Consider the following 24290-nt stretch of genomic DNA (forward strand, 5'->3'; position numbering starts at 1 on the left):
TCAGAGTCCCATCACGAGGTAGCGGCGCAGGAGCGGGTAGGCGGCAACCATCGGGTCACGGTTGATGCGGAACAGTTGCGGGTCGACCCCTTCGAGGGTGATCGCGCCGTTGCGGGTGGCCTTGCGGTAGTAGAGGTCGGCGCCGACTTCGAGCACGGCGCGCGCCACCACCGATTCCGGCACGCTGAAGGGGTTGGCGGGGCCACCGATGAAGTCGGTAACCATCTGCTTCGCCACCTCCTTCGAGGCCGCCGCGTAGGGTACGTCAGCGCCTACGGCGGCGACGTACCACGCGAGATCGGTGGTGGCGGGCGTCGTGTCGTCGGCCATGGTCAGGCGGTGAACTTCACGGCCTGGATCGCGTCGGGGAACTGCGACGCGGCGGCCAGGTAGCCGTACTGAGACATGGACTCGGTGAGGTTCACCACGTTCTGGTCCTGGAGGCGGAACGGGGCGCCCGGGGACTCCCACGTGGTGATGCCGATGCGGTCATGGAACTCGAGCGTGTTCGCCGCGGCGCCGGGGAGCATGCGGAACTGCACGCTGGCGAGCTCGCCCTGGATCTGGCGCAGGTCGAGTTCGCCGACCTGGTTCATGCCGGTGCCCCAGACGCGCATGAGGCTGTTGCCGTTGGAGTCCTCCAGACGGATCAGCTTCTTGAAGACGTCCTTGGAGACCAGGCCGCCGTCGAGGTTGTAGCCGAGGTCATCGAAAAGGCCGGCCGCGTCCACGATCAGATCGAGCCATGCGTAGGCGTTCGCGTTTCCGGCGATCGAGAGCGCCGGGGCGCCCGCGATCTGCGCGGCGATGATGCCCTTCAGGAGGTCGCGCACCACCTGCTCGGTGGCGCGAGCGTACTCCAGCGTCATGGCCGTGTTCGCGGTCGAAACGTAGGCCGCGCTGCCGCGGTCGATCTGCTGGCGCGTGAGTTCGGTCCAGCCGCCGTAGGTCTCGACGGGAGTGCTCGCCGACTTCAGCTGCACCTTGCCCTTCACGAGGTCGTCGCCCTGCGCGGCCTGCTTGGCGACCGCGATGCTGTTCGACTTCAGCTGGAGGTATTCGAGCGTCATGCCCTCGTCGGGCAGCGGCGCCGTGCTGAACGTGCCGATGATCTTCCGGGTGCGCTGGATCAGGTGGATCGCGTCCCGCACCCACGTGTTGGGCTGGCGGTCGTCGGCGGTGGTCGCACCGGTGTAGGCCGCGAGCCGCTCGGTGTAGAACGTCATGGCGGCTTCGGAGCCACCCACGAGATCCTTGATGAACGCGCCCATGGTGGGCCACGTCGGGTCGGGCGAGGGGGTGGCCTGGAGGTTCGACAGGCGGACCTCCAGTGCACGGTTCTGGCGCTGCTCGGACTCCTGGAGTGCGGCGTCCAGGTCGTCGCGGGAGAGCGTTTCGGTCATGTTGGTTTCCTTTCGCTTGCCCGCCTCGCGGGCGAGTCGCATGGGGTCGGTGGCCGCGGCGCGGCCGTTGTGGGCGTACATGGACAGGTCGAATGCGGCCGCGGCGCGGGGCGTGTCGGTGCCCTCGCCGTCGATGCGGTCGGCGAGGCCCGCGGCGACTGCCTCGGATGCCGAGAACCAGGTTTCGGCGCGCATGAGGTCGCGCCAGTAGGCGACCTCTCCCCCGGCTCGGGCGGCGTAGATCCCGGCGACGTTCTCGCTGATTCGGTCGATCGAATCGGCTTCCTTGCGGAGCGCGTCGGCGTCGCCGATCGCGAGCGACCAGGCGTCGTGAATCATGACCTCGGCGCCGGGCGAGATCGCGACGTCATCGCCCGCGCAGATGATGACGGACGCGGCCGATGCAGCGAGCCCGTCAATCACGATGTTGACGCGGGCGGGGTGCGAGCGCAGGGCGTTGTAGAGCGCCATGCCGTCGTAGACGTCGCCACCGGGGCTGTTGACGTAGACGGTCATCTCGTCTACGTCGAGGGCGCGAAGCTGGGGCACGGCGGTCGCCGGGTCGATGCCGTCCCAGTAGTCGCCGATCACGCCGTACATGTGCACGGTGGCGCTGCGGCCGTCGGCCACGGCCTGGAACCGTGCCGGGGTGGCGCGGGCGGCCGCGGTAAAGCGCTCGCGTGCGGTGGGCTCAGGCATTCGGGGTCTCCTTGGTTTTCGTCGTGCGGCGGGCGTCGCGCTCGGCGCGCTGCTCCGGCGTCAGCGGGGCCATGCCCTCCAGCGCGCGGATCTCGTCCTCAGTCGCCCAGCCGGTGGTCGGGTCCAGCGCGAGTTGGTGCGCCTCGTAGCGGGTCTTCGTGTCGGTGCGCAGAAGAGCGTCGATCTTGAAGCGGGCGACCTGGCCGCGGGGAAGGATCGACGTGAAGGCCTGTTCGATCTCGCGGAGCGGCTTCATGAGGCTGAATCGGACGTATCCGATCCACTCCTGTTCGACGTTCGCGTAGGTCTCGCTGGAGCCCTCGACGGCGACAAGCATCTGGGAGGCCGGAGCGCCGACCAGTCGCGCCATCTGGATCGTGGTGAACTGCTGCGTTTCGAGGAATTGGACGTCGGACGGCTTCAGCAGCAGCGGCGTGTAGGTGAGGCCCTTACCCATCACGCGAAGGCGTTCGGTGAGCTTGCGGCCGTCGGCGCCGTCGCGGTCGGTGCCGTCCGGGTTCCGGCCGTACCAGACATGGCGGTACTTGTCGGCGTCGCCGGGCGCCAGGTCTTGGTCGGTCGTCAGCACGCCGTCAGGCATGTTCGCGTCGTTGAGCCACATCGCGCCGTAGTCGCGGGCGTCGAGCGCACCGTTGATCTCGATCGAGGCGGCTTGGATCGGCCCGAGGCCTCGGCGCAGACCGGGCACGCGCACGAGCTTCAGATGCTTGATCTCGTCGCGGGTGAGGGTCTTGCCGCGCCACCCGTAGGTGATCGTCTCGACGCCGAACGAATCCTGGTCGACGTGGACGGTGACCTCGTGCGGGTTCAGGGGGCGGAGGTTGACGGCCGTCCCCGCGGCGTCGCGGGTCACGAGCCAGAAGGCGTTTCCGTCGATGTAGAGCGACACGACGGTGTACTCGATGAAAGCGCTCTGGGTCTCGTCAAGGTCCGGTTCGAGGACGATCGACGGGAGCTTGGCGAGGTGTTCGCCGTTGCGCTCCACCGTGATCGCGAGTTGGCAAGCGGCGGTCGCGTGGATCTGCACGCCCCGGTAGAAGGTCGAGAGTGAGAGGGCTCGTTCCGTCGTGACCGCCGCTTGCCGCTGCCGTGCTGGGGGTCGCACACCCTGGGGCATCTCAGCGCCGGGGGCCTCGCCGAGATAGCGCGCAACCTTCTCGACTCCCTGACGGACCGATTCCCAAAACGACATGGCCACGAACCTGCCGCCCAGCCGATCGGAGCGCCTAGTTTCGCGACCGCTCGCGACCGGTGGTGACCGTTCGTGACCGTTCGTGACCGATCTCAGCCCAGCTGGAAGGCGCGCACGGCAGGCAGATGGTGGATGCCGTAGGAACCGAGATTCGCGGCCTCCAGGGCGCTGATCGACCCGACCGACGCGCGGCGGCCGAACAGCCACGTGCCGTCACCGGCGAACCGTTTGGTGGCCAGTTCGGCGGCCGCTTCGAGCTTGTCGTGGGGCTTGTAGAGCCAGGTCGGCGCGGCCGGGTTGCAGATGCCCGCCACGGTGGCCTGCGTGGCCGCCACAACGTCGCCCGTCTTCACGGGGATGAGTTCGAAGCCGTCGCGCTCGGCCTCGTCGTGCAACGCTGCAGAAGGGCCGTTCGGGTCGATGATGAACCCGGCATCGGGGTACTTGGCGCGCATCTCGCGGAGCTTGTCCAGTGCGCCGTAGGTCGATTCCATCCAGCCGCCGTTGATGACCGCGGAGAGCGTGCCTGAGCCGTGCAGCTGCGTCGCCGTGATCGTCGTATCCACGCCGTCGACGCCGACCGCGGCCGCGAAGCACACGCGGCCGGGCGGGGGCGGTGTCTGCCCTTCGAACTTGGCGGCGCGCCAGGCGTCGGCGGGAATGACGCGCTCGGTGGCGCCGGTGCGCCGGTTGCCGTAGGCGCGGGCGAACTCGCCGGGCGAGTCCTGGAATTGGGCTCGGAATCCGTCTAGGGCCTCGCGGGTGAAGAGGAAGTCCGCGCCGGGGTGTCGGCGGAACACGGTGTCTAGATCCTCGGGATCTTCGTCGTCCAGCAGCCCCCAGTCGAAGAACGCGACGTTCGGCGCGGCCTCACCGGCGCGATGTTCCTCCAGGAGCGCATTGAGGGCCGTCGATTCCACGGTGCCCTCGGTTGACCAGATCCACGTCTGTGGGCGCTGCCCTTTCAGCTTCTCGCGGGTGGTCTGTGTCGGCGCGAAGCTCTGCCGCAGAACCGCGTACTGCTGGCTCGTCCAGTACCAGAACTCATCGAGGCTCGTGCGGTCGGATTGCTTGCCGTCTAGCGCTCCCTCGACGGGCGGGAACGGGCGGAACTTCGAGCCGTTGATGAAGTTCATCGCGGCCGACCCGTTCGAGCGGCGAACGTTGGGGGCCAGCTGCCGGATCGCGGAGCCCTCCCATAGCTCGGCCATTTCGAGGAACTTATCGGTGGCGTGCTGGCCCGACTGCGCGGTGTACCAGGCGCGGCGGCCGCGACCCAGGAGCGAGTTCTGAACCGATCCCGCGAGATCGGTCGTGGTCTTCCCGGCCTGGCGGGGAACGGTCACGATCACGATCGTGTACACGAATAGGCCGAAGGCGTCGACCTCGTTGGCGACGTCCACGACATAGCGCTGCCACGGGAGTAGCGGCTGCCCCATCTCAGCGGCGACCGCGGCGGTCTTGTGGCCGTGCGTCGCGCGGTTAGGGTTCCGCGGTGTCAGCTGCCGGGCGTTCGCCAGTGACGGGATCGCCGCCAGGTGCGACGGTAGCTGGAGCTTCGAAGGCGTCAAGGAGTCGTCTCGTTTCTGGGGTCAGGTGGGAGTCGTCGGGGACGCCGGTCTCTTCCTCGACGGGCGCGAGAAGCGACAGCACAGCGTCTAGACGCTCAGAGTCCGACGCGATCGACCGGCCCTTGTTGTTGCCGCGGTCGATGCTGATCGCGAGGCTGATCGCTTGCTGTTTGCGGGCGCGCTGGACGCCGGTCAGCGGCGTCTCTTCCTCGATCTCGGCGATCGCCTCGCGTATTGCGATTTCCATGGCGCCCTGGCCGTAATTGCCGAGAATCCCGCCGTTTCCGGGGTCGATTTCGAGCCCTGAGAGCGCGGGTTGCGGAGTGCTCATTTCTCGGCCTGACCTTTCTTTTTTCTGTGCCGACGTGGGGAGATGGGGGCGGTGGACGCGGGGCTTCCGGCGCTCTCGCGCCGGAAAACCGGACGTCACCAGTCGGCGTCGCGCTTGTTGTCGATGACCCGAGCATCGACAACCGCTTCGAACTCGTTCGCCATGCGAGACAGGGCGCGTTGAAGCGGGTCAGCAGGTTCGGGGTGCTCGGCGTACCAGCGTGCGACGGTGGGCATCATGTCCTCTGGTCGCATGGTGCGGGCACGCTGCTCGACCACGGTTCGGCCGGGGTCGATCGTGACGATCTGCCAGCCATAGCCCCTGTACTCGGCGAGATCATCGGGCGTGGGCAGGGCGTGGATGAGCCACACGGTGATGCGCTCACGCAGACGCGTCGCCCGACGTATCGCGGCCTTGCGCGCGGCGATCGCCACGTGCCGCACATGGTCGGGGTACTCGTGCGTTCGCTCGGGCTCGATGGGCATGAGAGCGCGCGCGATGCGGTCGAGGTCGATCGTCACGTCTGACGGCTTGGCGTGCTCGGCCACGTAGGTCGACTTTCCCGCTGCGGGCGGACCGCACACGATGACCACCGATGCGCCGTAGCCGGTCATCACGCGATCCTGGCGCTTCGAGTTACACGTCTTGCATGCGGGCCTGAAGTTCTCCAGCGTGTCGGGGCCGCCGTGCGCGGCCGGGATCACGTGGTCCTTGGTCGTCGCGATCGTCGTGCAGCCCGGCAGACGGAGCCAGCACACCGGGCCGTAGTGCTCCAGGACCAGCTGCGTCATCCGCTGCGATGCGCGCCCCCCACGCCTACCCACGGTCACACCCGAGATCCGCGGTCGTTTTTGCCTGTTGTTTCCGTGGGACCATTGTGGTATGAGCGAACACGAGATTCCCGAGCTTCCCACCAACGTCGGCGACAGCGTCAGCTTTGAAGGCGGTTCGTCGCGCCAACCCGTCACGATCACGCGGCGTAGCGACACCACATTCGAGGTCAGGTACGACAACGACCCGAACTACCTCGCGAGGCTTGACCAGGAAGGAGCGGACTCGTTCTACCTCACGCCCGCTCCAGGCGTGTTCGCCCTCGGCGGGGGTGTCGACAGCTGGCAGTTCTTTTACGAACACTTCTGACCTCATCGACGGGCTCCGCTCTCATGGTCACGGCGGGCTGCGCACCAGGCGTGGACGTCGGCCCATGAGTAGCGGATCTCGCGGCCGACGGTGACGAATTTCGGGCCCGTGCCGTCGGCGCGCATCTTGCGGAGCTTGCGGGTGCCTTGTGCGCCCAGCTGGAGCCATTCGGCCAGCTGATCGGGCGTGGCCCAGACGCGGCGCTGTTCCGCGGTCATGCGTAGGCCTCCGCCTCGTGCTGCGCGATCCACTGGCGCTCGTAGGCGGCGAACGTGAGGCGCGGGTGTGTCTCCCACCACTCGATCAGTTCGGGCGAGGCGTAGGCGCGTGCGCGACGCTCGTTGCCCATGAACAGGCTCACCGGGTCGATCCCTGCGCGGCGCCCGCGGGCGTTCACCAGGCGGTCGTTCGTTGCGTCGGCGGCGGCCTCGTAGCGGGCGTACAGCACCAGTTCGTAGTCGGCTCGGCACTCGCGCCAGGCGGCCAGAGCGAGGTCGAAGTGAAGCGACATGGTGCGGAACCTCCGGACGGCGGCGGGAGCGATGACGATGGTCCACAGGACGACGGCGAGCGGCATCCAGAACCAGGCGGGCCAGGTCTCGACGTTCACGACGTCGCTCGCACGATCGCGGCGATGACGATGCACGCGGCGATGCCGCCGAGACCGCCGACGGCGACCAGGAGCGCCGGGTTCTGCCCGACGGCTGTCATCAGCCGTTGGATGCCGGTGGGGCGCGCGGCGTGAAGCGGCATCGTGAATCGGCCGGCTGCTATCTCGTCCGCTCGTGAGGAGACCAAGGCATCCCACCGTTCGCGAGCGGTCTCGTACTCTGCGCGGCGCCGAGTCCTGAATGCGGCGTCTACGACGGCGGCGGGGTCGTCGGTCTTCCCGGTGAGGTAGTCGTGGGCTGCTTGCTCGATGTGGTCGCTCATGCGATCTCTCCTGTTGCGGTGTTCACCCAGGCGGTGGGCTTCTCGTGGCAGTGGATGCAGCGGCCGTTGCCGCCGATCTTGTGTGTGGCGGTCTTCCAGTCGGCGGGGCACTTCTCGATCGCGAACAACGGCGCTTTGACTCGCGCGCGATCACTTGGGTTTGTCTCAGGAAGGTGAGTAGTAGTTAGAGGGACAGGTTTGGGCTGCATGGATGCGGCCCCCTCCCGCCGCACCGATGCGGCGGGGCCGCGCCCATGCGGCGGGCTCTGACCGGGCTGCATGGATGCGGCCCCCTCGTCCTCCAGGCCGTCAAGCTGCTCGGGATCGAGATCGAGGATGCGCTGTTGCGACGTGCGCGTGCGGTGCTGCGATGTGCGGTCGCAGTCGGCGGGGCACTTCAGCAGGAAGTCGTAGCGATTCGGGCGCTCGTGCGACTCGAAACGGTGGTCTCCGCCCGCCTGCACGTGGCGGCGGATCTCCCCCAGACGTTCAAGCTCCACGACAGCGCGCTGCACCTGCGTGCGGCTGCATCGCCCGTACTTCATGAGCGTGGCCACCGTCGGCCAGGCACCGCCGTCGCCACAGTGGTTTGCGATGCCCAGAAGGATCACGAGGGTTGTTCCCTTGGCGCGCGAATGATGCATGGCGATCGCGCTCGCCTCGAAGCTCACGAGTCGCGCCCGACGGCACGCAGGACGTCTTCACGCTCGAACAGCCGGGCGCCTCGATAGCCGGGAAACTCGATCGACGGCTGAAGTCGACCGGACTTGACCCACCGGTTTATGGTCGTCTGCGTGGTCCCGGCGATTCGGGCGGCCTCGCGTGAGTTGACTGGATCATGCACATTGAGCAGATTTGCACAATTGAGCATCTATCGCGCGGAGCGACACACCGTGCAAGGTTGAGCGCGTGCGCGGCGATGTGCAATCCTGAACACATGAGCCTGAACGTCATGCCCGGGATGATCCCTCAGTGGACCGTGTGCGATCGCTTCCGCAAGGCGCGCGAGGTCCGCGGACTGAGCCAGAGTGAGTTCGCCGTCGAAACGGGGCTGTCCCGCCGAACGATCAGCGCGATCGAGAACGGCGAGAAGAAGCCCGGCACGAAGGAGTTCAACCTGTGGCAGATGGCCACCGGAGTGCCGCGCGTGTGGCTAGAAACAGGTGAGGCCCCGTCCGGTGGGGACGGGGCCGATCCGAGCCGCCTGAGGGAATCGAACCCTCGACCTATTCATTACGAGTGAATCGCTCTGCCGTCTGAGCTAAGGCGGCGCAAGGAGCCGGAGCGCCATGCACGATCACCGATCTTACAGGGTCCGGAGCCCGGTCGCGAACCACGACGGCGACCGCCTCACCCGCGCGGTGTCGCCGTGTTACGGAGCGATTCCACGACCTCGGTCGACTGTGCCTACCGTCGATCAGGCACCGCGACGAGGCGAGCGCGGGGAGCCGAGAGATCCCGCGCGACGCGGTGCCCCGATCCACAAGGAGCACCACCATGTCCCGAAAGTCCCTGGCCGCGATCCTGGCCGTTCCCCTTGCCCTTCTTCTGAGCGCCTGCGCGTCCGGCGCCGCCGCCCCCGCGGAGGACACCGGCGGCGCGCAGGACCCCGTCCGCATCGGTGTCGTCGGCGCGGGCGACCCGTACTGGCAGACCTACAAGGATGCCGCGGCCGCCGAAGGGATCAACGTCGAGATCGTGAACTTCGACGCCTACGACCAGCCCAACCCCGCCCTGTCTGCGGGCGAGCTCGACCTCAACCAGTTCCAGCACATCATCTACCTCGCGACCTACAACGTGAAGGCAGGTGACGATCTGGTCCCGGTCGGTGCGACCGCGATCTACCCGCTGGGCCTGTACTCGACGAAGTACAAGAGCGTCGCGGACATCCCGAACGGTGGCACGATCGCCGTCCCCAACGACGAGTCCAACCAGGCACGCGCCCTGCTCGTGCTGCAGTCGGCCGGTTTGATCTCTCTCAAGGGCGGCGGATCGATCTTCTCGACCGTGGCCGACATCGAGCCCGGCTCCACGGTGAAGGTCGAGGCCGTGGCCGCCGACTTCACGGCATCCTCTCTTCCCGACTTCGCCGGCGCCGTGGTCAACAACGACTTCGTCGCAAAGTCCGGGCTCACCAAGGATCAGTTGCTCGCACAGGATGACCCCGCCGACCCGGCGGCCTTCCCGTACATCAACGTCTTCGCCGCGAAGGCCAAGGATGCCGACAACCCGACGTATCAGAAGCTCGTGAAGATCTACCAGGAGACGGCATCGGTGCAGCAGGGGGTGCTCGACGCATCCGGCGGCAGCGCCGTGCTGCTGAAGACGCCGGTCGCCGACCTCGTCAGCTCGCTGAACAAGACCGAGGACGACATCCGCGCCCAGCAGTGACCGCCGCGCATGCGGCCCCGCCTCCGGGCAGGGCCGCATGCGCGCGTTCGTCGTCCGTCCATCGACACCGAGCGAGATCTCATGAGCCTCATCCGACTGGTCTCCGCGACCAAGACCTATCCGCCGCAGACGAAGGGCGCTCCACCCGTCGTCGCCCTCGACGACGTCTCGCTTCAGATCGCTGCCGGCGAGGTGTGCGGCGTCATCGGCTACTCGGGGGCGGGCAAGTCCACCCTCCTGCGCCTGATCAATGCCCTCGAGATCCCCACGACAGGTGCGGTCGAGATCGACGGCACCGACATCACGCGGCTGCCCGAACGGCAGCTGCGCCGCCTTCGCTCCGACATCGGGATGATCTTCCAGCAGTTCAACCTCTTCGACTCGCGCACCGTCGCGGGCAACATCCCCTACCCGCTCGAGGTCGCCGGCAGGCCGCGGAACGAGATCCGCCATCGCGTGGCCGAGCTGCTCGACTTCGTCGGCCTCGCCGCCCGGGCGAACGCCTACCCGGAACAGCTCTCGGGCGGGCAGAAGCAGCGCGTCGGCATCGCCCGCGCTCTCGCGACGAGCCCTCGCATCCTCCTCGCCGACGAGGCCACCAGTGCCCTCGACCCCGACACCACGCAGGAGGTTCTCGCTCTCCTGCGGCGCGTGAACCGTGAACTCGGCGTGACGATCGTGCTCATCACGCACGAGATGGACGTGATCCGGGTCATCGCCGACCGCGTCGTCGTCATGGAGGGCGGTCGTGTCATCGAGTCCGGCAGCGTGTTCGACGTGCTCTCCGCCCCCCAGCACCCCGCCACCGCACGCTTCGTGGCGAGCGTCATCGACGAGGTCCCCCGCGGAGCCGACCTTGCTGCACTGCGCGCGCGGCACGACGGGCGCATCGTCACCCTCGACGTCCGCGAGGGCGAGGGATCCGCGCAGGCCGAGGTCTTCGCGACCCTCGCCGCGCACGGCGTGAGATTCGAAGTCGTCCACGGCGGTATCAACGACATCCACGGTCGAGTGTTCGGCCACCTCACCCTCGCGCTCACCGGCGAGGCGGATGCCGTGGAGCGCGCACTGGCGGCGGCATCCACCGTCGCTCGTCTGACCGAGGAGGACACTCGTGGATAGGCTCATCACTCTTCTGCCGCAGCTCTGGGACGCGACGGTCGAGACCCTCTACGTCGCCTCCGCCGGGCTGCTGCTCGGCGGCCTCGGCGGCCTGGTGCTCGGAATGGCGCTCTACGCCACGCGGGCCGGCAGCCTCTTTCCCCACCGCGTGGTGTTCGGGGTTCTCAACGTCATCGTGAACACTTTCCGTCCGATACCGTTCATCATTCTGCTCGCCGCCGTCCAACCGATCGCCCGCGGCATCGGACTTCCCGGCATCGGCGTGCCGTTCGCGATCTTCGCGATCACGATCGCGTCGCTGTTCGCGATCAGTCGCATCGTCGAACAGAACCTGCTGACGGTGCGCCCGGGCGTGGTGGAGGCGGCGCGCGCCGCGGGAGCGAGCCGCTCGAGGATCCTGTTCCGACTGATCCCGCGCGAGGCGCTCGGCCCGCTCCTGCTGGGTTACACCTTCGTCGTCGTCGCCCTCGTGGACATGACGGCGATGGCCGGCGCCATCGGCGCCGGCGGTCTCGGCGAGTTCGCCATCAACTACGGCTTCAAACAGTTCAACCCGTGGGTGACGTGGTCGGCGGTGCTCGTGATCATCGTCATCGTGCAGCTCGTGCAGTTCGTGGGCAACGCCCTCGCTCGACGCGTCCTGCGTCGTTAGCGATCAGCAGGTGAGGCCGTTCGTCGGCACGGTGCCGTCGACGAGATAGGACTCCACGGCCTTGTCGACGCAGGCGTTGCCCTTGTTGTAGCCGGTGTGGCCCTCGCCTTGGCGGGTGATCAGCACGCCCGAAGACAGCTGCTGCGCGAGCGACACCGACCACTCGTACGGGGTCGCCGGGTCGTTCGTCGTGCCGACGACGACGATCGGCGCCGCCCCGTCGGCGGTGATCTTCTCGCGCACACCGGTCGGCGGATACGGCCACACCTCGCAGACGTCGACGCCCTGCCAGTACGGGGCGATCGTCGGCGCCTTCTGCTTCACGATCGCATCGGCAGCATCCTTGTCGGCCTGCGAGGTGTCGAGCGGATAGTCCATGCAGTTATAGGCACGGAACGCTTCGGTCGAGTTGTCCTGATAGGTGCCGTTCGAGCGCGCGTAGTAGAAGTCTGCGAGCTGGAACGCGGTGTCGGGCTTGCCGGCGAGGGCATCCGAGAGCGCGGTGGACAGATACGTCCAGCTGTCCTGCGAGTAGAGGGCGGCGATGATCGCCGTCATGAGCGTGTCAGCCCCCAGCTTGCGGCCGTCCGAGGCGGTGAGCGGTACGCGATCGACGCTGGCCAGCAGAGTGCCGAGCGCCGCCATACCCTCATCGACCGTGCCGGAGAACGGACAGCTGCGGCTCTGCAGGCAGTCCGCCATGTACGCCCGCAGCGCCGACTCGAACCCGATCGCCTGCGTCGTGCTCACGTCGAGCCCGGAAACCGACGGATCGATCGCGCCATCGAGCACGAGTCGTCCGACCCGTTCGGGGAACAGCTTGGCGTAGGTCGCGCCCAGGAAGGTGCCGTAGGAGTAGCCGAGATAGTTGAGTTTGGTGTCCCCGAGCACGGCGCGCAGCAGATCCATGTCGCGCGCCGCATTGTCGGTGGTGATGTACTTCAGGATGCCGCCACTGTTCGCCTCGCACGCAGCGACGAAGTCGCGGTTTCGCGCCGTCAGCTCATCGGTCCACCCCTGACTGCCTCGCGGATCGGTGGGAATGTCGAAGAGGTACGCGTCCATCGCCGACGGATCGAAACACCGAACGGCGGTCGAGCGCCCCACGCCGCGGGGGTCGAAGCCGATGACGTCGTAGGCATCCGACAGCGCCGAGCCCACGGCGAAAGACGAGGACTGGGCGATGAGGTCGTACCCGCTCGCCCCCGGGCCACCCGGGTTGGTCAGAAGCGAGCCGATCGGAGCCCCGTCGCTCGCGGCGCGACGGATGACGGCAAGGTCGATCGTGCCGACCGCGGGGTCGGACCAGTCCAACGGCGCCGACACGGTCGTGCAGTCGAAACGGCCGGCGTCGGTCCCGGTGCACGCCTTCCAGTCGAGTGCCTGCCCGTAGAACTGCTCGAACCCGGCCGGAACGCCCTCGACGTCCGGCTGGCGGCTCGGTGCCGGCGTGCTCGCACTCTCTGGCGGAATCGCCGCATACAGGCAGCCGGTGAGCATCGTGGATGCCGCGGCGACGGATGCGACGGCGATCAGCGCTCGGCGCATGAGGGTTCTGCGGGGACGGCGGGGTGTCTCGGTCACAGGGTCCTCCCGCTCGCGACGGTCACGAGCATGCTCTCCAGGGCCAGGGCGGGGGCGGCGTTGCCCTCCAGGTTGCTTCGGGTGGCGGCGATGGCGTCGAGCACGACCAGCGTGCGCGGAGCCGTCCACGCCGCCGCGAGGGCGGCCAGTTCATCGGCCAACTCTCGGTTGATGAGATCGTCACCGCGACCGAACTGCAGCATCAGCACGTCACGGAACATCGACTCGAGATCGGTCAGGACGCGGTCGATGCCGTCACGCAGACTCCGCGTCGCTCGGCGCTTCTGGTCGTCCTCGAGCGCGCTGAGCTGACTGCGCACGGCGGGCGGCACCGCGGCTCCCGGCGTGATGCCCAGCGTCCGCAACAACGCCTCACGCTCGGCGTCGTCGCGTTCGGCGGTCAGCGCCTTGGCGTCGTCGGTGGCGACCTGGACGATGCGCGCCGCCGTCTCGACGGCGGACCCGACGCCACGCACCGACATCACGGCACGCAGGGTCTCGTCACGGCGTGCCCGCGCGTCGGCATCCGTCGCAAGGCGCACGGCCATGCCGATGTGACGCTGCGACAGCCGCGCCGCCTGCTCGGCGGTCTGTTCGTCGACGCCCGTGCGCGCGACGATGAGCCGGGCGACGTCGGCGACGTCGGGCTCGCGCAGGCGGAGAGTGCGCACCCGCGAACGGATCGTGGGCAGGAGGTCGGCCTCGCTCGGCGCACAGAGAATCCACACGGTGCGCTCGGGCGGCTCTTCGAGCGCCTTGAGCAGCACGTTGCTGGTGCGCTCGATCATGCGATCGGCGTCTTCCATCACCATGACGCGGTACCGGCCCAGCGACGGAGAGAAATAGGAGCGTTCGACGAGGGCGCGCGCATCCTTGATGGAGATGATGACGCCCTCGGTGCGCAGCGCCGTGAGGTCGGGGTGCGTTCCCGCGAGCACCTGGCGCATCGCCGCCTCGTCGCCCGGCTCAGCGATGAGCGCGGCGGCGAAGGCCGCAGCCAGCGTCGAGCGCCCCGACCCGGCGGGCCCGGTGATCAGCCATGCGTGGGCGAGCTGACTGGGGTCGGATGCCGCGGCCTGCAGCTGCTGCAGCGCCTCATCCTGACCCCATACCTCGCCCCACGGCAACGCGGCGCGGGATCGATCTGCCGTGGCGATCGCCGAATCCGCACTCATGAGCCCAGCCTACGGGCAGGTGCCGACAGCCCACCGCCGATCGGGTCGTGCCGCGGAGGTGACACCTCAGGCCAGCAGAGGGCGGATGCGATCGCGGACAGCGGCGGCGAGCTCGTCCTCCGACCGTGCCGCGTCGAGCACGAGAAAGCGGCGTGGATCGGCCGCCGCGAGGGCGAGGAAGGCGTCGCGGACCCGCTCATGGAACGCGCTCTTCTCGGCCTCGAGACGGTCGAAGGGCTTGTCCGCCGCGTCGAGGCGCCGCCGCGCGACAGCCGGGTCGAGGTCGAGCAGCACCGTCAGATCCGGCAGCGCCCCCTCGGTGGCCCACATCGACAGATCCCGCACCTGCTCGGCATCCAGCACGCGTCCCGCGCCCTGGTAGGCCACGGAGGAATCGAGATAGCGGTCCTGAATCACCACGTCGCCGCGCGCCAGCGCCGGCCGCACGAGCGTGGCCACGTGCTGCGCGCGGTCCGCGGCGTACAACAGCGCCTCGGCCCGCGACGCGACCTCGCCGCGATGGTGCAGCACGATCTCGCGGATGAGCACACCCACCTCCGTGCCGCCGGGTTCGCGCGTGCGCACGACGGTGCGCTGCTGCTCACGCAACCAGGTCTCCAGACGCGTGGCCTGCGTGGTCTTGCCGGTGCCGTCGCCGCCTTCGAAGGTGACCCAGATCCCGCGGGTCATTTCTTCTTGGCGGCCGGCTTGCGCGTGGTCGTCGCTCGCCGGGTGGTGCGCTTGGGCGCGGGACCTTTGGCGCGCTTGTCCGCCAGCATCTGCACGGCGACCTCGAACGTGATGTCATCGGCGGTCTGGCCGCGCGGAATGGTCACATTCGTGGTGCCGTCGGTCACGTACGCGCCGAACCGGCCATCCTTGATGCGGATGGGCTTGGCCGACACGGGGTCGGCCTCGAACTCCTTCAGGAAGCTCGCGGCGCGGTTCGCGTACTTGGGCTGCGCATAGATCTCCAGCGCCTGCTCGAGCGTGATGTCGAAGATCTGGTCCTCGCTCGTGAGCGAGCGCGAGTCCGTGCCCTTCTTCAGGTACGGGCCATAGGGGCCGTTCTGGGCCGTGATCGGAGTCTGCGTCTCCGGTTCGACGCCGACGGTGCGCGGCAGCGAGAAGAGCTTCAGAGCGGTCTCGAGGTCGATGGTCTCGGGCGACATGCTCTTGAACAGCGACGCACGGCGCGGCTTGGGTGCTTCGACCTTCTTCTTGGCGACGCGCTTCTTCGGGGCGCCTTCGGTAGCGACCGGCTCGGGCTCGGACTCGGGCTCTGCGGGCAGCACCTCTTCGAGGTAGGGACCGAAGCGTCCATCCTTGACGACGATGTCCCGCCCGTTGTCCGGGTTCTGCCCGAGCACCCGGTCGCCGGCGATCGGCGCGTCGATGAGCTCACGAGCCTTGTCGGGGGTGAGCTCGTCGGGGGCCAGATCGCTCGGGACGTTGACGATGCGCGTCGTGCCGTCATCGTTGGGCACGTCGAGGTACGGCCCGTAGCGTCCGAAGCGGAGTGTGGCGACGTCGCCGATCTTGGTGGCGTTGATCTCGCGCGCGTCGATCTCGCCGAGGTTGTCGAGGATGTGGCGCAGACCGACGTGGTTCTCGGAGCCGAAGTAGAACTCGTTCAGCCACGCGACCCGCTGCTGCTCGCCGCGGGCGATCGCGTCGAGATCGTCTTCGAGCGCCGCGGTGAAGTCGTAGTCCACGAGGTCGGCGAAGTGCTCCTCGAGCAGTCGGACGACGCTGAACGCGAGCCAGCTCGGAACCAGTGCCTGGCCCCGCTTGGTGACGTACTCGCGATTGATGATGACGTCGATGATGCTCGCGAAGGTGGATGGGCGGCCGATCCCCTTCTCCTCGAGCGCCTTGACCAGCGAAGCCTCCGTGTAGCGGGGCTTCGGGCTCGTCGCGTGGCCCTTGGGCTCGACGTCGCTCAGAGAGAGCACGTCGCCGACGGCGAGCGCCGGAAGGGACTGATCGTCGGACTTGTCCGCGTCGCCGCGCTTCTCGTCCCGTCCCTCTTCGTAGGCCTCGAGGAAACCTTTGAAGGTGTAGACGGTTCCCGACGCGGTGAACGCGGCCGTCCGACCTGCGGCTTCGGTCTCGAGCGTCACCGTGGTCGTTTCGTACTTCGCATCCGACATCTGCGAGGCGACGGTGCGCTTCCAGATGAGCTCGTACAGACGCAGCTCGTCGCGGTCGAGCGAGGACGCGACGGATGCCGGGGTGCGGAACGCATCACCGGAGGGGCGGATCGCCTCGTGGGCCTCCTGCGCGTTCTTGCTGTTGTTGCGGTAGCTGCGCGGGTTGACCGGCACGGCCTTGTCGCCGTAGAGGGCGACGGCCTGGGTGCGCGCGGCGGTGACGGCCTGCGTCGACAGGGCCGTCGAGTCGGTGCGCATATAGGTGATGAAGCCCTTCTCGTAGAGCCGCTGCGCGACGCCCATGGCGTGCTTGGCGCTCATCGAGAGCTTGCGTCCGGCCTCCTGCTGCAGGGTGGAGGTGGTGAACGGGGGCTTCGGGCTGCGGGTGCCGGGCTTGGCTTCGACGGCGGTGACGGTGGCGTCGCCTCGCGTCTCGATCGCGGTGGCAAGTTCACGCGCCTGCGACTCCGTCAGCACGACGACGGCCTTCTTGAGCTGACCGGCGTCGTCGAAGTCGGTGCCGCGGGCCAGCGGCGCGCCGTCGAGGCGGGCGAGGCGCGTGGCGAAAGACTCCTGTCCGGAGGCGGCGAGTGCCTCCACATCCCAGTAGGAGGCCGAGACGAACGCCATCCGCTCACGCTCGCGATCGACGACCAGGCGGGTGGCCGCCGACTGCACGCGCCCGGCGGAGGTGCCCTGACCGACCTTGCGCCGGGTGACGTCGGACACGTCCCACCCGTACAGGCGGTCGAGGATGCGGCGTGTCTCCTGAGCGTCGACCAGCGCGAGATCGAGCTCGCGGGTGTTGTCGACGGCGGCGCGGATGGCGTCCTTGGTGATCTCGTGGAACACCATGCGCTTGACGGGGACCTTGGGCTTGAGTGCCTCCAGGAGGTGCCACGCGATGGCTTCGCCTTCGCGGTCTTCATCGGTTGCGAGCAGGAGCTCGTCGGCGTTCTTCAGGGCGCGCTTGAGTTCGGCGACGGTCTTCTTGCCGCGCTCGCTCTCCACGTACAGCGGAGTGAAGCCGTTCTCGATGTCGATCGAGTACTTCCCGACCGAGGTCTTCTTCAGTTCGGCGGGAATGTCCTTCTTGTCCGCAAGGTCACGAATGTGACCGACCGAGCTGAGCACCTCGTATCCGTCGCCCAGGTATCCCTGGATCGACTTCATCTTCGTCGGCGACTCGACGATGACGAGCTTCTTGCCCCCAGCACTCTTGACAGCTGCCACGTGGCGTCCTTTCTCCGATGCACACCATACACACCGCCCCATGGGGAAGACGCTGGGAGCGGGCCGGTCATTCCCTCCCCGACGGCGGTCCGGCACGCGCGCGGGCTTCGGCGCCGAGCAGGCCGCCGCCGACGCGGACGCGAACGGTGGCGGTCATCTCGACGACCGCGCACGCGACGAGTTCCGCCCCCACGGAGGCGGCCACCTCGGCCGCGCGATCGCACGGCACGCCGACCGCAGCTCCGGTCACGGCATCCGCGGCGGCGAGAGCCGCGGCGTCGGCCGCTCCCGCCGCGCGAGCGGAATGGACCGAGGCGGCGCCGACCGCGCCGACTCCCACCGCTGCCGCCGCGGCGACGGCGAGAGCGCCGAGCGCGGCGGCGGACCCGGCCATCAGACGGACTCCCCACCGCGCGCGTCGAACGTATCCGCCGACACCATGCTCACCGCCCGCCGTCGAGAGCGCAGGAGCGCGCGCTCAGCTCGGGAAGGGGCAACGGCACGCGGACGCCGGCGGAGGCCGTCACGCAGACGAGGTCGCCGTCCGCGGCGATCGCATCGAGACGCGCATCGGCGATGGTCGCAACGAGCTCGGCGACCCGATCGGGCTCGCCGCGAGCGGCGAGTCGCGCGGCCTGTGCAACCGCCTGCTCCAGACGCACGAGGCGACCCACGGCGCTCAGAGAGCCCGCGGTCAGGGCGATGAGAAGGACCACCGCGGGCACGATGACGGCGAATTCGGCAGTCGCGGATCCGCCGTCATCGCACCGGCGGATCATGCGACCGTCAGTGCGCGGCGGACGAGGTCGGTGAGGATGCCGCGGACCTCATCGCTGCGCATGATCATGACGAGCAGCCCGGCGAAGGCCACGGCGGCCATGGTGGCCACGGCGTACTCCGCGGTGGCCGCCCCCGACTCGTCGGCGTAGAGCTCGCGCGCACGTCGCAGCGTGAGCGGCGGCAGAGCGGTGGCCCCGCCGCTCGTGAGCGTGATGGGCGAAGGATGGAACATGCAGAGTCCTACTTTCTCTCGGTGTGGAAGGGGGCACGTCAGGCCGCCGGCGATCCCGCGGACGTGAGGAGGGGCGTCGACCCGCTGAGGACCGAGATCAGCAGGGGCGCGACGCCGAGCAGAAGGAAGGCGGGCAGGGTGCAGACACCCATCGGCAGAAGCAGCCGAGAGCTGAGGCGAGCGGCGCGCAGCCGGCCGTGCGTGCGCGCCCTGCGACGCTGCTCTGCCGCGTCCGCACGCAGCAACTCCACCGCGCGCGCACCGGCACGTCGTGAGAGCCGAAGCATCGCGTGGACGTCGGCTTCGATCTCGCCCGCGCCCGCAGCGGTGGTCACGGCGAGGGCGCGCTCGACCGACACGCCCCCGCTGAGAGCGATCGCCACGATCTCGCTCTGCAGTCCTGCCAGCCGCCTGTCGGGCTCCGCCCGAGCGACGAGACGCGCCGTCCAGAGGCGCGCTGCGAGCATGAGCGCGGCGCCGGTGGCGATGCAGCCGATTCCGACCGGGTGCACCAGGACCGCGGCCACGTCGAACCCGAGGGCGACCCCGAGAACGATCGCGACGGCAGGCAACCACGCGACGAGGCGCGCCGTGGCCCGTGGGTCGGCAAGGGCCACGGCGACGTCATCGCGCATCTCGGCAGCTGATCGCAGCGCGCCGGCGAACTGGCGAAGACTCGGCGCCAGCGGAGCTCCGACCGTCTGGGCGACGCGCCAGGCCACCGCGACGTCGGTCCACGCCCCTCCCAGCCGATCCATGTTCTCCGTCGGATCGAGCAGCGGGTGGTGCTGCGGAGGGGGAACGCCCTCCGCCTCCCCTCCGCCGTCGTCGGGCGCAGCGTCGCCGAGGAGGCGCAGCGCCGTGACATCGCCGTCCTCCGCCAACAGTGACCACACCTGCGCCGGCGCGACACCGGCCTCCAGCAGGACGGCGAGCCTCTGCAGCGTCTCGGCGGCCTCCGTGGCCTCAGCCGGGGCAGCCTTCATGGCACGGCCGCCATTTCCAACCGACCATGGCCGTCGAGCCCGGGCCGGGCGAAACCGACCACGCGACGAATGCCGTCCGGACCGCGCTCGACGTGCACCACGACACCGATCGCGCTGACGACGTGGCGAGCGAGCGCCCGATCGTCCATTCCGGCGAGAGCGCCCAGCGCTTCGAGCCGAGCGGGCAGATCGGCGATACGGCCGACGTGCACCGTGCCCGCGCCGCCCTCGTGACCCGTGTTCAGGGCGGTCAGCAGTTCGCGGACCTCCTCGCCACGACACTCTCCGACGACCAGCCGATCGGGTCGCATCCGCAGGGCTTCGCGAACGAGACGCGACAGCGGAACCGCGCCGGCGCCTTCGAGATTCGGTTGGCGCGCTTCGAGACGCACATGGTGCGGATGGTCCACCCGCAACTCGGCGACGTCCTCGATCGTGACGATTCGCTCGTGCGGCGGTACCAGGCCCAACAACGCCGACAGCAGCGTGGTCTTGCCCGCACCCGTCGCGCCCGACACCAGGATGTTGCGACGCGCCGCCACGAGCTTCTCGAGCCGCCTGTGGGTCTCGGCACTGCAGAGGCCGCGACGGGCGAGCTCATCGAGATCGGGGACGTCGACCTGCGGCAGACGGATCGATATGGCCGTGCCCGTGCACGCGACAGGGGGAAGCACGGCGTGCACGCGCGCGCCGTGCTCCCACCGCACGTCGACCACGGGCGAGGCGTCGTCGAGGTGGCGCCCGCCGATTCCGACGAGCGCGACGGCCAGCGCGCGCAGCTCATCGGCATCCGCCCGCCACTCGACGACAGGCACGGCCCCGGCGCCGCGGTCGACGAACAGGCCGTCCGTGCCGTTGATGAACACGTCCGTCACCTCGGGATCGCTCAGGAGGTGACGAAGGGGCTCGAGGGCCGGGTGATCGGGAAGGCGCCGGCGTCGCGCACGTCGCAGCGGAACCGGCCCCGACGCCATCGCGGGCTCCGCCGCGTCGGCGCGGACACGCGCGACGGACTCGACGCCACGCTCATCGACGACGAACCGGCGTACCGCCTCCGGAACGCGACGTGTGCCGCGGCGGTGGGCGACGAAAGGCTCGGACATACCCCCGACGCTACGTGCGCGGCGCGCGGCGACGGCCGGGCGCGACCTCACCCGTGAGGAACGCAGCGATCGCCCTCCCTGGGGAGGAGCCGACGGGGCGGAAAGAGAGAAGGCGGCATCCCATAGGGGGAGATGGGATGCCGCCACGCGACATCCCGGAATCGGGGGTGGTCGGGAGTCGCGCTGCCTGAATCGAAGTTCGGCCGGATCGAGCATACGCAGAGGTCCAGCCCCGCTCCACTCGAAAACGCGTGTCGACGCTGATATATCGGTGAAACCACGGACCCGCGCCGCAGGGCTCACCCCCTCCTTCCGGAGGTAGTGCCGTGTCGGTCGTGGTCGCTAGATTTCGTGAGTCGTCCGGGACCCGATCCCGCCACCGCCGCAAAGGAGCGCGCAGATGAGCAGCCAGATCGACCACCTGCTGAATGAAACCCGCCGGTTCGCCCCCTCCCCCGAGTTCGCCGCGGATGCCGTCGCCACCGCCGATCTGTACACGCAGGCGGATGCCGACCGCGACGGCTTCTGGGCGGAGCAGGCCCGGAGCCTGCACTGGCACACCCCGTTCACCCAGGTCCTCGATTGGACGAACCCGCCGTTCGCCCAGTGGTTCGCCGACGGCGAGCTGAACGTGGCGTACAACTGCCTCGACCGCCATGTCGCGGCCGGCAACGGCGACCGCGTCGCGCTGCTGTGGGAAGGCGAGCCCGGCGATGAGCGCCGCATCACCTACGCCGAGCTGACCGAGGAGGTCAAGCGGACGGCGAACGTGCTGGAGCAGCTCGGCATCGGAGCCGGCGACCGCGTCGCCATCTACCTGCCGATGATCCCCGAAGCGATCGTCGCGATGCTCGCGGTCGCCCGCATCGGCGCCATCCACTCCGTGATCTTCGGCGGGTTCTCGGCCGACAGCCTGCGCTCGCGCATCGACGACGCGGGAGCGAAACTCGTCATCACCGCCGACGGCGGACACCGCAAGGGACGTGTCTCGCCCCTCAAGCCGGCCGTGGACCAGGCCCTGGGCGACCGCGGCGAGGGGCTGCAGGAGAGCGTGGAGCATGTGCTGGTGGTGCGCCGCACCGACAACGAGATCTCCTGGACCGAGGGCCGCGACATCTGGTGGCACGAAGCGGTTCCCGCGGCATCCGCCGAGCACGAGGCGCAGCCGTTCCCGGCGGAGAACCCGCTGTTCATCCTCTACACCTCCGGCACGACCGGAAAGCCCAAAGGCATTCTGCACACCTCGGGCGGCTATCTGACGCAGGCGGCGTTCACCAACCGGGTCGTGCACGACCTGCACCCGGCCTCGGACGTCTTCTGGTGCACGGCCGACATCGGCTGGATCACCGGGCACTCCTACGTCACGTACGGCCCGCTCGCCAACGGCGCCACCCAGGTGCTCTACGAGGGCACGCCCGACGCGCCGCATCCGGGTCGGTGGTGGGAACTGGTGGAGAAGTACGGCGTCACCATCCTGTACACCGCGCCGACGGCGATCCGTTCGTTCATGAAGCTCGGCCGCGAGATCCCGCAGAAGTTCGATCTGTCCTCGCTGCGTCTCCTCGGCTCTGTGGGCGAGCCCATCAACCCCGAGGCATGGATGTGGTACCGATCGATCATCGGCGGTGATGCGGCCCCCATCGTCGACACGTGGTGGCAGACCGAGACGGGCGCGATCATGGTGTCGGCACTGCCCGGAGTCACCGAGACCAAGCCGGGATCGGCTCAGGTGCCGCTTCCCGGAATCGGCATCGACGTCGTCGACGACGAAGGCACGCACGTCGGCAACGGCAACGGGGGCCTGCTGGTCATCACGAAGCCGTGGCCCTCGATGCTGCGCGGCATCTGGGGCGACCCGGAACGGTTCGTCGAGACCTATTGGGAGAAGTTCCAAGACAAGGGCTTCTACTTCGCGGGCGACGGCGCGCGCCTGGACGATGACGGCGACGTCTGGTTCCTCGGCCGGGTCGACGACGTGATGAACGTGTCCGGGCACCGTCTGTCGACGACAGAGATCGAGTCGGCGCTCGTGGGCAACGAAGCGGTGGCCGAGGCCGCGGTGGTCGGTGCCGCCGACGACACGACGGGCCAGGCGGTGGTCGCGTTCTGCGTGCTGAAGGAGTCGTTCCTCAAGGCGCACGACGTCGACGGCATCGTGGACGTCCTCCGCCGGTGGGTCGGCGAGCAGATCGGCCCCATCGCACGCCCGCGTGATGTGTACATCGTCACCGAGCTGCCGAAGACCCGCTCCGGAAAGATCATGCGTCGGCTCCTGCGCGACGTGGCCGAGGGACGCGAGGTCGGCGACACCACGACGCTGGCCGACACCATGGTCATGTCGACGATCCAGTCGAAGGTCACGAAGAAGTAGGGCCCCATCGGCCGCCGCGGCCGATCGGAGGGCGGCGCGTCAGTTCGCGCCGTCCTCCTGTGCCGACCGGCGCCGCCGGATCTCCGCCTCGAGGCGCGCAGCACGCTCCTCCCGCGCGAGATCGGCCAGCTGCTGCTCGGTCGTGCGGGTATCGCGCATCGGGGATGCCGCGGCCGGCGGCTCCGCCTCACGTGACCACCGTCGAGGGTCGCCGAAGCTCATCGGTTCGGACGCCCTGCCCCATTCGCGACCGAGCGCGAACCAGAGGACCGATCCCACGAGGGGCAGCAGGATGATGAAGATGATCCAGGCGAACTTCGGCAGGTGGCGCACCTGATCGTCGCGCCTCGTGATCGCATCGACGAGCGCGGCGACCATGATGACGAAGACCAGCAGAGCGAGGAGCGGCATACCTCCACCCTGGCGGCGTCATCGCCTCCGCGCAACGGGTGGGTGCACGAGGATCAGGCGATGGAGAAGACGACCTCGACCTCGACGGGGCTGTCCAGCGGCAGCACCGGCACGCCGACGGCGGAACGGGCATGGCGTCCGGCGTCACCGAAGATGTCGCCGAGCACATCGCTGGCGCCGTTGATGACACCGGGCTGACCGGTGAACTCCGGCACGGACGCGACGAACCCGGTCACCTTGACGACGCCCACCAGCCGTTCGATGTCGCCCACGACGGCTGCCGCAGCCGCGAGGGCGTTCAGCGCGCTCTGGCGCGCCAGGTTCTTGGCGTCGGATGCCGCAACCAGCCCGTCTCCCTCGCCGACCTTGCCTGTGGCCGGCAGCGCGCCCGAGACCATCGGCAACTGGCCCGAGGTGTAGACGAGATCGCCGTGAACGACGGCGGGGACGTACGACGCGACCGGAGGAACCACGGAGGGGAGCTCGATGCCGAGCTCACTCAGACGGGCGGCGATGCTCATGCGTCCTCCCCGAACTGCTGGGCGGCGACCGCCGCCGCGCCGAGGCCCGCGTTCGCGGTGCCCGCGCCGGCGGGGCGCTTGAAGTACGCGACGAGTCCACCTTCGGGTCCGGGGACGACCTGAACCAGTTCCCACCCCTGCTTGCCCCAGTTGTTGAGGATCGCGGCGGTGTTGTGGATCAGCAGAGGGGTCGTGAGGTACTCCCACGTGGTCATGCGGACTCCCGGATTCGGTGTAGCCAGTGGTGGCGCGCCCGCGCGCACCGAGGGATCCCCCAGGGTTCTCC

Annotated in this window: 29 protein-coding genes and 1 tRNA gene; 6 read left to right on the forward strand and 24 right to left on the reverse strand. The window is 68.9% G+C overall.

All coding sequences use genetic code 11. From position 1 onward, the window contains the following. The 6 genes from ACT53O_RS10945 to ACT53O_RS10970 form a co-directional block, all read right to left on the reverse strand. Window positions 1–330 (reverse strand): hypothetical protein, encoded by a 330-nt coding sequence (locus ACT53O_RS10945; RefSeq protein WP_476152367.1) that lies wholly within the window; start codon window positions 328–330, stop codon window positions 1–3. 2 nt (window positions 331–332) lie between these two features. After that, on the reverse strand, window positions 333–2102 hold the full coding sequence (locus ACT53O_RS10950; RefSeq protein ID WP_476152369.1) for a head maturation protease, ClpP-related: 1770 nt from the start codon (window positions 2100–2102) through the stop codon (window positions 333–335). Then, window positions 2095–3315 carry a phage portal protein gene (locus tag ACT53O_RS10955; protein WP_476152371.1) on the reverse strand — a complete coding sequence of 407 codons (1221 nt, stop codon included), beginning with the start codon at window positions 3313–3315 and terminating at the stop codon, window positions 2095–2097. The genes ACT53O_RS10950 and ACT53O_RS10955 overlap by 8 nt, the downstream gene beginning before the upstream one ends. Window positions 3316–3407: 92 nt before the next feature. Further along, window positions 3408–4718 (reverse strand): hypothetical protein, encoded by a 1311-nt coding sequence (locus ACT53O_RS10960; RefSeq protein WP_476152373.1) that lies wholly within the window; start codon window positions 4716–4718, stop codon window positions 3408–3410. A 79-nt stretch (window positions 4719–4797) separates the two neighbouring features. Then, window positions 4798–5217 (reverse strand): hypothetical protein, encoded by a 420-nt coding sequence (locus tag ACT53O_RS10965; protein ID WP_476152375.1) that lies wholly within the window; start codon window positions 5215–5217, stop codon window positions 4798–4800. A gap of 95 nt (window positions 5218–5312) precedes the next feature. Continuing rightward, window positions 5313–6008, reverse strand: coding sequence for an HNH endonuclease (locus ACT53O_RS10970; RefSeq protein WP_476152377.1), 696 nt, complete (start codon window positions 6006–6008; stop codon window positions 5313–5315). 91 nt (window positions 6009–6099) lie between these two features. On the opposite strand from ACT53O_RS10970, the gene ACT53O_RS10975 reads away from it, so the two are divergent. Then, window positions 6100–6357 (forward strand): hypothetical protein, encoded by a 258-nt coding sequence (locus ACT53O_RS10975; RefSeq protein WP_476152379.1) that lies wholly within the window; start codon window positions 6100–6102, stop codon window positions 6355–6357. A gap of 2 nt (window positions 6358–6359) precedes the next feature. Here the strand turns inward: ACT53O_RS10975 and ACT53O_RS10980 are convergent, their stop codons facing one another. Genes ACT53O_RS10980 through ACT53O_RS11000 form a run of 5 tightly spaced genes read right to left on the reverse strand, consistent with a single transcriptional unit; the run spans window position 6360 to window position 8161 of the window. Then, on the reverse strand, window positions 6360–6575 hold the full coding sequence (locus ACT53O_RS10980; protein ID WP_476152381.1) for a helix-turn-helix transcriptional regulator: 216 nt from the start codon (window positions 6573–6575) through the stop codon (window positions 6360–6362). Then, window positions 6572–6967, reverse strand: coding sequence for a hypothetical protein (locus tag ACT53O_RS10985; protein ID WP_476152383.1), 396 nt, complete (start codon window positions 6965–6967; stop codon window positions 6572–6574). Before ACT53O_RS10985 ends, ACT53O_RS10980 begins: the two co-directional genes overlap by 4 nt. Next, window positions 6964–7290, reverse strand: coding sequence for a hypothetical protein (locus ACT53O_RS10990; RefSeq protein WP_476152385.1), 327 nt, complete (start codon window positions 7288–7290; stop codon window positions 6964–6966). Before ACT53O_RS10990 ends, ACT53O_RS10985 begins: the two co-directional genes overlap by 4 nt. Beyond that, window positions 7287–7961, reverse strand: a complete 675-nt coding sequence (locus ACT53O_RS10995) for a helix-turn-helix domain-containing protein (RefSeq protein ID WP_476152387.1) — start codon at window positions 7959–7961, stop codon at window positions 7287–7289. Before ACT53O_RS10995 ends, ACT53O_RS10990 begins: the two co-directional genes overlap by 4 nt. Further along, on the reverse strand, window positions 7958–8161 hold the full coding sequence (locus tag ACT53O_RS11000) for a helix-turn-helix domain-containing protein (RefSeq protein ID WP_476152389.1): 204 nt from the start codon (window positions 8159–8161) through the stop codon (window positions 7958–7960). The genes ACT53O_RS10995 and ACT53O_RS11000 overlap by 4 nt, the downstream gene beginning before the upstream one ends. A 90-nt stretch (window positions 8162–8251) precedes the next feature. On the opposite strand from ACT53O_RS11000, the gene ACT53O_RS11005 reads away from it, so the two are divergent. Continuing rightward, window positions 8252–8533 carry a helix-turn-helix domain-containing protein gene (locus ACT53O_RS11005; RefSeq protein WP_476152624.1) on the forward strand — a complete coding sequence of 94 codons (282 nt, stop codon included), beginning with the start codon at window positions 8252–8254 and terminating at the stop codon, window positions 8531–8533. Here the strand turns inward: ACT53O_RS11005 and ACT53O_RS11010 are convergent. Then, window positions 8489–8561: transfer RNA gene (locus ACT53O_RS11010), tRNA-Thr, on the reverse strand. The two genes, ACT53O_RS11005 and ACT53O_RS11010, sit on opposite strands and share 45 nt — an antisense overlap. Before the next feature lie 226 nt (window positions 8562–8787). Between ACT53O_RS11010 and ACT53O_RS11015 the strand changes: the two genes are divergently transcribed. The 3 genes from ACT53O_RS11015 to ACT53O_RS11025 all read left to right on the forward strand — a co-directional run bounded on the left by ACT53O_RS11015 (window position 8788) and on the right by ACT53O_RS11025 (window position 11455). Further along, window positions 8788–9681, forward strand: a complete 894-nt coding sequence (locus ACT53O_RS11015; protein ID WP_476152391.1) for a MetQ/NlpA family ABC transporter substrate-binding protein — start codon at window positions 8788–8790, stop codon at window positions 9679–9681. 81 nt (window positions 9682–9762) lie between these two features. Next, window positions 9763–10803: a methionine ABC transporter ATP-binding protein gene (locus ACT53O_RS11020; RefSeq protein WP_476152393.1), complete on the forward strand. Its 1041-nt coding sequence runs from the start codon at window positions 9763–9765 to the stop codon at window positions 10801–10803. Beyond that, window positions 10796–11455: a methionine ABC transporter permease gene (locus ACT53O_RS11025; protein WP_016464466.1), complete on the forward strand. Its 660-nt coding sequence runs from the start codon at window positions 10796–10798 to the stop codon at window positions 11453–11455. The genes ACT53O_RS11020 and ACT53O_RS11025 overlap by 8 nt, the downstream gene beginning before the upstream one ends. 3 nt (window positions 11456–11458) lie before the next feature. On the opposite strand, the gene ACT53O_RS11030 is transcribed toward ACT53O_RS11025, so the two are convergent. The 9 genes from ACT53O_RS11030 to ACT53O_RS11070 all read right to left on the reverse strand — a co-directional run bounded on the left by ACT53O_RS11030 (window position 11459) and on the right by ACT53O_RS11070 (window position 20701). Next, a complete protein-coding gene (locus tag ACT53O_RS11030) occupies window positions 11459–13039 on the reverse strand; it encodes an alpha/beta hydrolase (RefSeq protein WP_112930936.1) in 1581 nt (526 codons plus the stop codon). After that, on the reverse strand, window positions 13036–14214 hold the full coding sequence (locus ACT53O_RS11035) for a DNA polymerase III subunit delta' (RefSeq protein WP_051039436.1): 1179 nt from the start codon (window positions 14212–14214) through the stop codon (window positions 13036–13038). Before ACT53O_RS11035 ends, ACT53O_RS11030 begins: the two co-directional genes overlap by 4 nt. Window positions 14215–14280: 66 nt before the next feature. Beyond that, window positions 14281–14904: a dTMP kinase gene (tmk, locus tag ACT53O_RS11040; protein WP_112930935.1), complete on the reverse strand. Its 624-nt coding sequence runs from the start codon at window positions 14902–14904 to the stop codon at window positions 14281–14283. Next, window positions 14901–17540 (reverse strand): type I DNA topoisomerase, encoded by a 2640-nt coding sequence (topA, locus tag ACT53O_RS11045; protein WP_239498611.1) that lies wholly within the window; start codon window positions 17538–17540, stop codon window positions 14901–14903. The genes tmk and topA overlap by 4 nt, the downstream gene beginning before the upstream one ends. A gap of 127 nt (window positions 17541–17667) precedes the next feature. After that, on the reverse strand, window positions 17668–17994 hold the full coding sequence (locus ACT53O_RS11050; RefSeq protein WP_295776036.1) for a helicase: 327 nt from the start codon (window positions 17992–17994) through the stop codon (window positions 17668–17670). A gap of 49 nt (window positions 17995–18043) precedes the next feature. Next, on the reverse strand, window positions 18044–18379 hold the full coding sequence (locus tag ACT53O_RS11055; RefSeq protein ID WP_036286287.1) for a pilus assembly protein: 336 nt from the start codon (window positions 18377–18379) through the stop codon (window positions 18044–18046). Then, entirely contained in the window at window positions 18376–18612 is a 237-nt protein-coding gene (locus tag ACT53O_RS11060) for a DUF4244 domain-containing protein (protein ID WP_036286284.1), read from the reverse strand. The genes ACT53O_RS11055 and ACT53O_RS11060 overlap by 4 nt, the downstream gene beginning before the upstream one ends. Window positions 18613–18650: 38 nt before the next feature. Then, window positions 18651–19598 carry a type II secretion system F family protein gene (locus ACT53O_RS11065; protein WP_476152398.1) on the reverse strand — a complete coding sequence of 316 codons (948 nt, stop codon included), beginning with the start codon at window positions 19596–19598 and terminating at the stop codon, window positions 18651–18653. Continuing rightward, window positions 19595–20701 (reverse strand): TadA family conjugal transfer-associated ATPase, encoded by a 1107-nt coding sequence (locus ACT53O_RS11070; RefSeq protein WP_036316016.1) that lies wholly within the window; start codon window positions 20699–20701, stop codon window positions 19595–19597. Before ACT53O_RS11070 ends, ACT53O_RS11065 begins: the two co-directional genes overlap by 4 nt. A 400-nt stretch (window positions 20702–21101) precedes the next feature. Here ACT53O_RS11070 and acs point away from each other — a divergent pair, with 400 nt between their 5' ends. Next, entirely contained in the window at window positions 21102–23072 is a 1971-nt protein-coding gene (gene acs / locus ACT53O_RS11075) for an acetate--CoA ligase (protein ID WP_476152400.1), read from the forward strand. A 39-nt stretch (window positions 23073–23111) separates the two neighbouring features. Here acs and ACT53O_RS11080 read toward each other — a convergent pair whose 3' ends face one another. The 3 genes from ACT53O_RS11080 to ACT53O_RS11090 are packed head-to-tail and all read right to left on the reverse strand — an operon-like array spanning window position 23112 to window position 24219. Next, a complete protein-coding gene (locus tag ACT53O_RS11080; RefSeq protein ID WP_476152402.1) occupies window positions 23112–23483 on the reverse strand; it encodes a PLD nuclease N-terminal domain-containing protein in 372 nt (123 codons plus the stop codon). Between the two features lie 53 nt (window positions 23484–23536). Then, on the reverse strand, window positions 23537–24004 hold the full coding sequence (locus ACT53O_RS11085; protein ID WP_476152404.1) for a RidA family protein: 468 nt from the start codon (window positions 24002–24004) through the stop codon (window positions 23537–23539). Further along, window positions 24001–24219 carry a DUF4177 domain-containing protein gene (locus ACT53O_RS11090; RefSeq protein WP_294982181.1) on the reverse strand — a complete coding sequence of 73 codons (219 nt, stop codon included), beginning with the start codon at window positions 24217–24219 and terminating at the stop codon, window positions 24001–24003. Before ACT53O_RS11090 ends, ACT53O_RS11085 begins: the two co-directional genes overlap by 4 nt. Window positions 24220–24290: the final 71 nt, after the last annotated feature.

It is taken from the genome of Microbacterium sp. DMC48, assembly GCF_056313825.1.